The following is a 9,409-nucleotide window of genomic DNA, read 5'->3' on the forward strand; positions in this document are numbered from 1 at the left end:
TTTGTGCTTTAAATTATATACTGAAACCGAAAATCTGAATGTTTACTGCTCTTCCAAATTGGATACTGATTTTTTGTAAATAGATCTATACACAAGTTCACCGTCTATTCTTGTACTTTCCATTAAAGAAATGCTTTTGACTTTTATTTCTGCATAAGGAATGTTCACTTCTTCTCTGACCATTTCAACCGGTTTATCTAGTACTGCCTGGCGCACCATCGTGATGTGTGGATTGTATTCACGCTCTTCTTTTTTGAATCCTGCTTTTGCCAGTTCTTCCTCTAACCCTCGCTTGAGCTCTTTCAGACAATCTAATTGCCCCTTTATACCTACCCAGATGATCTCTTTTTGTTTTCTGGGAAAATGACCTAAAGTATCTAGGGACAATGTGAATGGTTTCGCTTTTGAAGCTGTTTCATCGATGGCCCGTTTTAGTCCGTTTAGTTCCTCCTCGTCAGCATCTCCTATAAAACGCAGGGTTACATGGGAATTATCACTTATAGTAAAGTTCCCTTTATTTACATATTTTTTTATACTCTCTTGTATACTGTTCAGCTTTTTCTTCGTTTGCTCATCTATCTCTATGGCAATAAAAACCCTCATGTAAATACCTCCTTAATTTAATATGTTTTTTGCCGCTAATACCTAATCCGTGAAAGTTGAATTCCCCCTGTAATTCTGCGCGCAAGATCACTCACTAGACCATTCTTGTCCTAATTTATCCGACAAAGGAGTCGATGTTATCCACTGCAAATCCTTTAAACGTACGTGGCGGTCTACCAGTTAACTGTTCAAATTCATTTGTCACCATTTTTGCCGTGCCCATCCTTGTCATAAAATAAAGGGCTACCGTTACATTTACATACTGCTTATCCAAGCCTCTTTTATTGACGTAATACAGCCAATACCTAATAAAACTCGGATTCTTATAAATGATATTTCTCTCAGTCACTTGACTCAATATTTCTGCTATTTCAAAGTAATCAAGGGACTCTGGTCCGGTTATAGTATGAGTCGTATTCTTATATTTCTCAGCTTCATGTAAAATAGTTGCTACCGATAAGCCGATATCTTTAGCATCAATGAAACTCGTCTTGCTCTTTCCGGCAGGGATTAATATTTCATTATTTTCTCTTATTTCTTCAGAATGGATACCAGACAGATTTTGCATAAAAAAGCCCGGTCTTACATGTGAATAAGGAATGCCTGATTTTTCTATAAATTTCTCGATCTTATGATGAGGCGGAATCGGATTTTTTTCGATGCCCATTAAAGAAAGAAAGCACACCAATTTAACATCGGAGGATTTCATAAAATCTATGAATGGATATAAATCTTTCGGATCTCCAAGATGAGGTGGTCTCATTAGAAATACCCTGTCAACATTCTGTAGCGCATCTTTGAATGTTTGCGGCTTTGTGAAATCTAGAACCACCGCTTCACTTGTGTTCCCAAAAAGTTTGCGGATCTTGGATTTATTGGTTCCTGCAGCAACAACCGCTTCCCCCATTTCAATCAATTCCTGAACAACATATCTCCCGACGTTCCCGGAAGCGCCTGTAACTAAGATTTTCATTTATTACCCCTTTCTAATATAACATTGGCTAACTGCATTGATTCGATGAATTGATTAAATGCATGTTCACCCATATTGTCTCGAAGTAATTCTATCGACATATAATAGTCATTATACGTTGATTCGACAAGTTTATTCCCTTTATCCGTTGTTTTCAATTCATAGCTTCTTTTATCCGCTTCAGACTGTTCTTTCAATAAATAGCCCTTTTTAACAAGTGCATTTACCATCGAGGTAACCGATGGTTTAGTGATTTTGAAAAACTGACTGATATTCATTGGTGTTACTGCCATATCTTGTTTTTGTATGAAAATAAGCACGCCCATTTCGCTTGATCTTACAGGGATATCCGGTTTTGAATTAGTATGTAAACGACAAAACATACTTATTATATCCGCACTATCTATAAGCATATTATTCATTTTTACCTCCAATCAAACAACCATTTAGTTAGTCTAGCTAACTAAATTTTAATGCTCTTTCTTTCGATTGTCAACTGACTACAGAAAAATACAAATCTAAATTTATTATTGATCTCAGCAATCTATTAGATTACTCTCTCGTTTAACGAAGCTTCATTCTTATTGTTATTTTATGATAAAAGAATCAGACAGTTAGATTTAATAATCTAACTGTCTGATTCTTTTTATTTATTCATCTTTCTCTATTACTCTTTTTAGCAAACTTTCTTGCTTTTTTCATACCGCCTACTTCTTTAAACATCTCATTGAATTTTTCTGTTTCAATTTCCTTAGCATTTAACCCCTCATACTTTGCTTCTTTCTTTAATTTCAAATAGCTGGCAAATCTTTCCTCTGTCAGTTCACCCTGATTAATTGCCTTTTTCACTGCACAACCCGGTTCACTGGAATGCGAGCAGTCATTGAATTTACAATCAACTGATAACGCATCAATATCGGCAAAAGTTCTCGATAAATCAGCACTTTCAAGACCAATCTCTCTCATGCCCGGAGTATCTATAACTACTCCCCCGTTTGGAAGTATGATAATTTCTCGACGGGAAGTCGTATGCCTGCCTTTATCGTCATTTCTTATTTCGTTTGTTTTAAGAGCATTTCCGCCTATCAGCTTGTTAATTAAAGTCGATTTCCCAACACCCGATGAACCTATAAAGGCAATGGTCTTTCCAACGCCAAGATACTTTCGGACGGATGAATCCCCATCATCATCCACACTCGATGTGACTAACACATCAACCCCACAGGCAACAGTTTCTAAATCCACCAATTTTTGTTGTAGATCATTACATAAATCAGCTTTTGTTAGCACAATTACTGGAACTGCCCCACTATCCCAGGCAACCCCAAGATAGCGTTCTATCCGACGAAGATTAAAATCATTATTTAACGACATACAAATAAATACAGTGTCAATGTTTGCTGCTATAATTTGTGCATCATACGCCGTTCCTGAAGCTTTTCTAATAAAAGCACTTTTCCTCGTCAGCACTTTGTGAATAATTGCATACCCACTAGCATCCTCATTTCGGTCAAGCATGACAAAATCGCCTACTGCCGGGTAATCCAATAAGGCATCCACATCATAACGAAACTTTCCGGAAATTTGAGCCATGAGATCACCATTATCTGTTGCAACTTTGTATAAATTTTTATATTGAGACATTATTCTTCCAATATAGAGATCCTTATATAAATTGGCTTCATTCAGAAATCTTTGGTTAAGACCTAAGTTTTTCATATCTATTTTACTCAATTATTTTCCTCCTAAGTTTTTACAGCAACTTATGAGAGGTTGTTACAATAAATTATTTTGTATCTACCTCCCGATTATTTACAATCTCCAGTAATAATTTGTTCGACATGCAAAGCAACTCCTTTTTTATAATAATCAACTCAATTTAATTTAATAATATTCCCATTCAACTCGAATTATAGGTACACTAACTTGTAAAGTCAAATTTATTAAAAGACACTAGTATACCATCCGAATTATTAAACTGCTGGATCACATATCACTTTATTTTGCCATCCTTACTATGGATCAATACATTTACGTACCAACCACAAGTTCAACTGCTTAACAGCATTAAAATGGTTCCACCTAGTGTATTAACAACTAAATGAGCGATGATGATAATCGTGGTATTTTGGAACTTTTGTGCCACAAACGATGCAGCTAGCGCTCCAGGGAGCAGGAATATTAGGTTCCACCACCAAAAAACATGGAATAATGTCCACAAGAGTCCGTGAATGATCCAAGTGTATTGACCATGAACTAATTCTTGCCTTGGCAGTATGTAACCTCTCCACCAGAGCTCTTCTCCAAAGATATTGAAGAACAAAAAGGATAATTGAAAGACAATTAGTATGACCAAAGGTGTTGTTTCGAATTCTGGTGGTATACCACTTAATGTCATTCGAGGATCCAGCGTAGATGGCAGGTAGTCAGGAGGATTAAATCTCACTGTATCGAGCAACCATTTTTGAGTAGGCAATAAAAGAAAATTTCCAGAGACCATGAACACGGACAAACCAATCGTCCATAACCATTCCCTTTTCCTTAAAGGTGCCAATCGAAATCTTTCCTTGATTATCTTCCAATTCAACCTGTAGCCATCAATTTTAAGAGCTACAAACGACGCAACGAATAATAAAAGAACGGGGCCCATTAATGTTAACGAATAATTTAAAATTGGGTTTACGCCAGCCTCACCTAATAAGGGCATAACTATATAGATACTGAAGCAGAAAATAGCAGCCGGTATACCAAAAAACAATCCGGACTCCCATAATGGCATTGGCTTAATAGTTTTTTTCACATTCATAAGCTAAATCCTCCTCGTTATCTTCAAAAGTGATCAACAGTAATTTTTTCCATGGGATCAATATCTATTTGAAAAAAATTAATATATAGTTTGACTTTTCTTTCATCAACTCACACCGCTCATTAGTCACTTGAAATATTTCTGAATATTATTGAGAAACTTATTAATTCAATAATGAAACAATCATTTTATAGAAATGATAACTGCATGATTTTTTGATATTCACCTTGAAACATGCTTATTTTCCAATCTCCATTCCGTAGCTGTAGAATAAGGTCTTAGTCCAATATTGTAATAAAACTGCTGTGATGACCCTACCAATACTCTTTTTGCTCCTAATTCTCCCGCTCGTCTTATACCTTCAAGCACCGCCGCTTTACCTAAACCCATTCGCCGATACTCGGGATCTGTAGCCACTGGTTCTATTACTGCAAAATCCAGTTCTTTTTCATACCAGATCCCACAGTAAGAAACAAAGTTCCCTTTGGGAGAAACTATTGCGATTTTCAAATTCAAATCAACATTAGGACGCCTCATCTGTTTTTTTCCAGATGCATTATTTGCCTCTGAAAAACAGAACTCACCTTCTCCATTTAGTTCATGATCGAATCCTTTCCACAACACGCGATAATAGCCCTGCAAGTCAAAGATTTCTTCCATACTGGTTATTTCAAATCCTTTTGGAACAGTTATTTCTATCGGCGTTTTAGCAATGTAGAAAATCGAATCTTCCTCTTTATTCTCAGTCGCTACAAATCCCAAATCAGATGCGGCATCTTGCAAAGCTACATCAGAGTCCGGGATAACGATACCAATTTCATTGTCTTTAGCTAAACAGTCATTTGCATAGAGTATCATATCCTTTTTCAAAAAATCATACTCCGGTAAGTTTAAGCAATACGCTCTGCCCAACTGTAAATCGAACGTAGCTACACCCACTATCTTGTCTGAATCTTGCCAAACGCCAATCTTATTTATTGAATTCACGTCCAAGTAGTCATGCGTGATCATCCAGTCCCACCTAGCATAAGTGAAGGACGTACTCACTGTTTCCACTAAAAAATCTCGTATCTTATAATAATCATCAGTAATGCCTGCGCCGCCTTTATAATGTCTAAAATGAATGGTCATAAATGTCCTCCTTATATTTATAAAATGAAAATTGAGCCTTTAATTTTTTTGTGTAAAATGACTCTATTCACTATCAATTCGTTGATCATATAAAACGGCCTAAGGTAAATTCTTATATTTTGATAATATACTAAAAGAGATTTAAAATATAAGAAAGAATAATTCAGAAAATCTAATCATAATTCTTTCTTCTCCTAAAGATTACGTTGCGTCTTAACATTCAGGCTAACGGTTTCCGTTATATAAAAAGATAGAATCGCCGAAAAGGTAAGCGTTTACATCATGCAATACAAAATATAGTAATGATAAACAGACGCCCTACATCTGTTTTTATACTGCGAAACCATAATGCCAGTTGAAGAAAGGAGAATGAAAATGGAACAAAAGGATAGAAGTACTCTCACCTATTTCATTTTGTTGGCCTATGCCATAACTTGGACGTGCTGGATCATAGCCTTCTTACTGGACTTTAACGATCCTACTTTCCTGAATATGATCGATCGGGATTTTATTCAAACAACTCCCGTTCTACCAATTATCATCTTTCGTCTCGGTGTATATGGTCCCCTCATAGCCTCTTTAGTCATTACGTGGCGTTATTATGAAAAAGAAGAACGCGCTCTCTTTTTCAGGAGGATTCTTTTATGGAATATACACTTGAAATGGTACCTTATCGCCTTTTCACTTCCTTTGATCATAGTCTTAATAGTCTGGATGATCGGTTTATTATTAAGCATTCCTTCTAGAGACTTTTTTAATTCACAAATTTCTATATCTCTATTACTGCCATTTTTTCTTTATCAAGTCTTCACCAGTGGACTTGAAGAACCGGGATGGCGGGGATTCGCCTTAGAAATTTTACAAAAATCGTATACCTTTGATGAAATGAACTGGCGTCTAGGAACATTATGGGCAATCTGGCATTTTCCTTATGTAATCTTTTTATATCATAATGATGGTTTGGTTTTCACCTTATTTTCACTCATTGGTTTCACTTTATCGATCATTGGGCAGACCTTTATTATTTCATGGTTATACCTTAACACCAGAAGCGTCTTTTTAATGATTCTGTTTCACGCCTGGTTAAATACCGGAACCACGCTTGTGCTTGGGGACATTACTATCGAGAATCCTATTATGGGAACAGTGCCTGCTTTAGTTACTTGGGGAGTTGTTCTTTTTCTATCAAAATACTCACCTGTCCATACACTGAAGCAGCAGTAAACAATCATTACCTTTCTCTAAAAATAGTAAACCATTGTGTAGATAGGTATAGTGACCCCTAAAGTTAGGCAGAAGCATTCTAATCTTAGGGGTCGCTATAATTAACTTATATTTAGCCATGTCTTACTTTAGCAATTTCTCCTACTGGTAGCCAGTCGTCCATATTTCCATAATCTTTCTTATCCAATTTAAAAGGTTCAACCGTCTCCACAGTATCTACCTCAATAAAGATGATATATCTTTTGCCTGCCCAACGTGCAAATTGTGCATCTGTTAACTGCAGTTTATCCTGATTTTCTTGGACCAGTTTGACGGATTCTGACTTCAACAGCTTTTGGGAATTAAAAACATTACTGACACGACCTTTTGCTCGTATCTCACCTTCAGCATTATTATTAATGAAATATAATACATCTCCAACGCTTACTTTACCATAGGGAACTTTCCTACCGGCAGCACCTCTAATAATTATCTTTTTTACTCCTTCAACTAATTTATCCAATTCTTTTGCTTTTGCATCAACATAAACGACATGATCCATTACTTTTACCCCCTTATGTTCTTCATCACTGTATATCTCTATAGATGTTCCTCTAATTTATCGAATCATAAAATCATTTCTAATCGACAATCATAAGGCTCTTATCTTATTAACTTTTCGATACGCCAGCAGTGTTTAACCTCCTGATAACGGTTGAACCGAGAAAATAGGTTAAGAGACAATTCCAATATTCTTAATCCCTCATACTCGTATGCAACTTCCAACAGCATTGCCTTCTTACTAAATGTTAAATTCGAATAGACTGTTTATCGCACTCATAGATGATATTGCTTCTTTAATTCTATTATTCTTGAAAAATAGAATTTGTCTAGAAATTGGACTTAGATAACATGTTTTTTATATTGATCCATCCACTGAACAACATAATTCATTCATACTAGGCTTCGACGTTATAAATAAAAAAGCAACCCGCACCTCCTTGGTTTACAGCCAAGGAGGTGCGGGTTGTTATACGATTAAAGTTAACACAAATTTATATACCCTATCAGATTAACTCTAGAATGAAATAACATTCATTACTGCTAAAACATTGGTGATGATAATCAATATTGGGATAGATACTATTGTTCTAAAAAGAAAGACTTTGACAACATCCCAAAAATTTAATCCGATTTTAGTTTTAACCAAGATCATGCCGGTTTCAGACATGAATACTAACTGAGTAAACGCTAAGACACCGATGAAGAAACGTGCAGCTTCACTAGTAGATCCACTTATAAACAAAGCGGGTAAATACATGTCAGCAAATCCCGCAACGGATGCAGGTGCCATTTGTGCTGCCACTTCTGTACTGTATCCTATCAATTCATACATAGGCACTAGCGGAGCACTGATGATATCAAAAAACGGCGTATATTCGGCAATAATTAATGAAAATGTTCCTATGGCCATAATAATTGGTAAAAACCCGACATATATATGAACAATATTCTTAAAGGCATCAATCACCGTAGGGATGATTTTAGTCTCTTTTGCCTGTTCTACAGCAGAATCATAGGCATGTTCAAGAATCGTTTTATCTTCCGGAATTTCAACCGATTTTGGTGTTTTCCCTTCATAATAAGTCGGTTCGAATTTTTTGAGCGGTAAACGTGCCATAATAAAGGCAATGACCAACGTCACTAATAGAATAGAACCATAAAAGATAGGGAAAATATCACTGAACTCTAACATTTCAGCCACGGCAGCCGCAAAAGCAATACCTACAACCGAAAAACTGGTTGCTATGATGTAAGCTTCTCTTCTATTGTAGTAACCTCGTTGATACTGTCTGTCAGTTACCACTATACCAATTGTACCGTCCCCTACAAAGGATGCAATCGCATCGATCATTGAATAACCCGGTACTCTAAACACTTTCACCACAACAGGACCTAACAAAATACCGATAAATTCAACGATACCAAAATGAGTGAGCAGTGGAAGTGCAAGTATCCCCACAAAGAAAGTTATGTAAAGCGTAGTCAACAGTCCACCTTCACCAGCCATGAGTCCTCCAGTATTGGGATCCAGTATGAGACTTGTAAAATCATAACTTTCAAACCAATTATTTAAAACCATGAGATATAAGAATGAACCGACAATTCTTAATACTACATTAAAAGCAGAAGCTTTAAACATAGAATTAATAAACTTACTTTGCGACGTATAGAACATGAATACAACAGTCGCAACTAACACGATCCATGCGCTTGCCGCTGTAAAGGTAAGGAATTCATCTAGAATATTATTTTTAACAAAATCAATGATATGAGATAACATAATTTTACTCTCATCATTTATTGTAAAGGGTACTAGAAAAAATACAAACCCAAAAATCGATAGAAATATGAATTTCAACTTATTTATCACGTATAAAAACCTCCATTGTTATCGTTTATCAGAATAGCACATCCATAACTGTATTACAATTATTTCACATCATTGATTAATTCATTTAATGGAATAATGATGCATAAAAACACTTTATCCGAATCTAATACACGCACCTTTTTATTGAAATTAAGTATCTAACAGCATTATTATTCATTGGATTAGATGCTTTTATAACATGGTTTTTTTATGTTAATGCTATTAATAAACCACCTCGATTAGTTTTGCATTACTTAAA

9 protein-coding genes are annotated in these 9,409 nt (G+C 35.7%); 1 reads left to right on the plus strand and 8 read right to left on the minus strand.

Going from position 1 to position 9,409, the window contains the following annotated elements:
- Window positions 1–42: 42 nt before the first annotated feature.
- The 6 genes from thpR to R6U02_RS00275 all read right to left on the minus strand — a co-directional run bounded on the left by thpR (window position 43) and on the right by R6U02_RS00275 (window position 5,513).
- Window positions 43–603 carry an RNA 2',3'-cyclic phosphodiesterase gene (gene thpR / locus R6U02_RS00250; protein ID WP_410261637.1) on the minus strand — a complete coding sequence of 187 codons (561 nt, stop codon included), beginning with the start codon at window positions 601–603 and terminating at the stop codon, window positions 43–45.
- Window positions 604–718: 115 nt separating this feature from the next.
- Window positions 719–1,576 (minus strand): SDR family oxidoreductase, encoded by an 858-nt coding sequence (locus R6U02_RS00255; protein ID WP_410261638.1) that lies wholly within the window; start codon window positions 1,574–1,576, stop codon window positions 719–721.
- The gene (locus R6U02_RS00260) at window positions 1,573–1,998 is read right to left on the minus strand and encodes a MarR family winged helix-turn-helix transcriptional regulator (RefSeq protein ID WP_410261639.1); all 426 of its coding nucleotides are present in this window, start codon (window positions 1,996–1,998) and stop codon (window positions 1,573–1,575) included. The genes R6U02_RS00255 and R6U02_RS00260 overlap by 4 nt, the downstream gene beginning before the upstream one ends.
- Window positions 1,999–2,230: 232 nt before the next feature.
- Window positions 2,231–3,310: a ribosome small subunit-dependent GTPase A gene (gene rsgA, locus R6U02_RS00265; protein ID WP_410261640.1), complete on the minus strand. Its 1,080-nt coding sequence runs from the start codon at window positions 3,308–3,310 to the stop codon at window positions 2,231–2,233.
- A 316-nt stretch (window positions 3,311–3,626) separates the two neighbouring features.
- A complete protein-coding gene (locus R6U02_RS00270) occupies window positions 3,627–4,382 on the minus strand; it encodes a CPBP family intramembrane glutamic endopeptidase (RefSeq protein WP_410261641.1) in 756 nt (251 codons plus the stop codon).
- A 222-nt stretch (window positions 4,383–4,604) separates the two neighbouring features.
- The gene (locus tag R6U02_RS00275) at window positions 4,605–5,513 is read right to left on the minus strand and encodes a GNAT family N-acetyltransferase (RefSeq protein WP_410261642.1); all 909 of its coding nucleotides are present in this window, start codon (window positions 5,511–5,513) and stop codon (window positions 4,605–4,607) included.
- Window positions 5,514–5,888: 375 nt separating this feature from the next.
- On the opposite strand from R6U02_RS00275, the gene R6U02_RS00280 reads away from it, so the two are divergent.
- The gene (locus R6U02_RS00280) at window positions 5,889–6,737 is read left to right on the plus strand and encodes a type II CAAX prenyl endopeptidase Rce1 family protein (protein ID WP_410261643.1); all 849 of its coding nucleotides are present in this window, start codon (window positions 5,889–5,891) and stop codon (window positions 6,735–6,737) included.
- A gap of 112 nt (window positions 6,738–6,849) precedes the next feature.
- On the opposite strand, the gene R6U02_RS00285 is transcribed toward R6U02_RS00280, so the two are convergent.
- Both R6U02_RS00285 and R6U02_RS00290 read right to left on the minus strand, forming a co-directional pair.
- Entirely contained in the window at window positions 6,850–7,278 is a 429-nt protein-coding gene (locus tag R6U02_RS00285) for a hypothetical protein (protein ID WP_410261644.1), read from the minus strand.
- Between the two features lie 516 nt (window positions 7,279–7,794).
- The gene (locus R6U02_RS00290) at window positions 7,795–9,060 is read right to left on the minus strand and encodes a YjiH family protein (protein WP_410261645.1); all 1,266 of its coding nucleotides are present in this window, start codon (window positions 9,058–9,060) and stop codon (window positions 7,795–7,797) included.
- Window positions 9,061–9,409 lie beyond the last annotated feature (349 nt).

The organism is Alkalibacterium sp., assembly GCF_046484155.1.
Taxonomy (GTDB): Bacteria; Bacillota; Bacilli; order Lactobacillales; family Carnobacteriaceae_A; genus Alkalibacterium.

Bases quoted from the DNA above. Each gene is read 5' to 3' on its own strand.
- thpR (WP_410261637.1), bottom strand. From the start codon at position 603: ATGAGGGTTTTTATTGCCATAGAGATAGATGAGCAAACGAAGAAAAAG.
- R6U02_RS00290 (WP_410261645.1), bottom strand. From the start codon at position 9,060: ATGTTATCTCATATCATTGATTTTGTTAAAAATAATATTCTAGATGAA.
- R6U02_RS00280 (WP_410261643.1), top strand. From the start codon at position 5,889: ATGGAACAAAAGGATAGAAGTACTCTCACCTATTTCATTTTGTTGGCC.
- R6U02_RS00270 (WP_410261641.1), bottom strand. From the start codon at position 4,382: ATGAATGTGAAAAAAACTATTAAGCCAATGCCATTATGGGAGTCCGGA.
- R6U02_RS00275 (WP_410261642.1), bottom strand. From the start codon at position 5,513: ATGACCATTCATTTTAGACATTATAAAGGCGGCGCAGGCATTACTGAT.
- R6U02_RS00285 (WP_410261644.1), bottom strand. From the start codon at position 7,278: ATGGATCATGTCGTTTATGTTGATGCAAAAGCAAAAGAATTGGATAAA.
- R6U02_RS00260 (WP_410261639.1), bottom strand. From the start codon at position 1,998: ATGAATAATATGCTTATAGATAGTGCGGATATAATAAGTATGTTTTGT.
- R6U02_RS00255 (WP_410261638.1), bottom strand. From the start codon at position 1,576: ATGAAAATCTTAGTTACAGGCGCTTCCGGGAACGTCGGGAGATATGTT.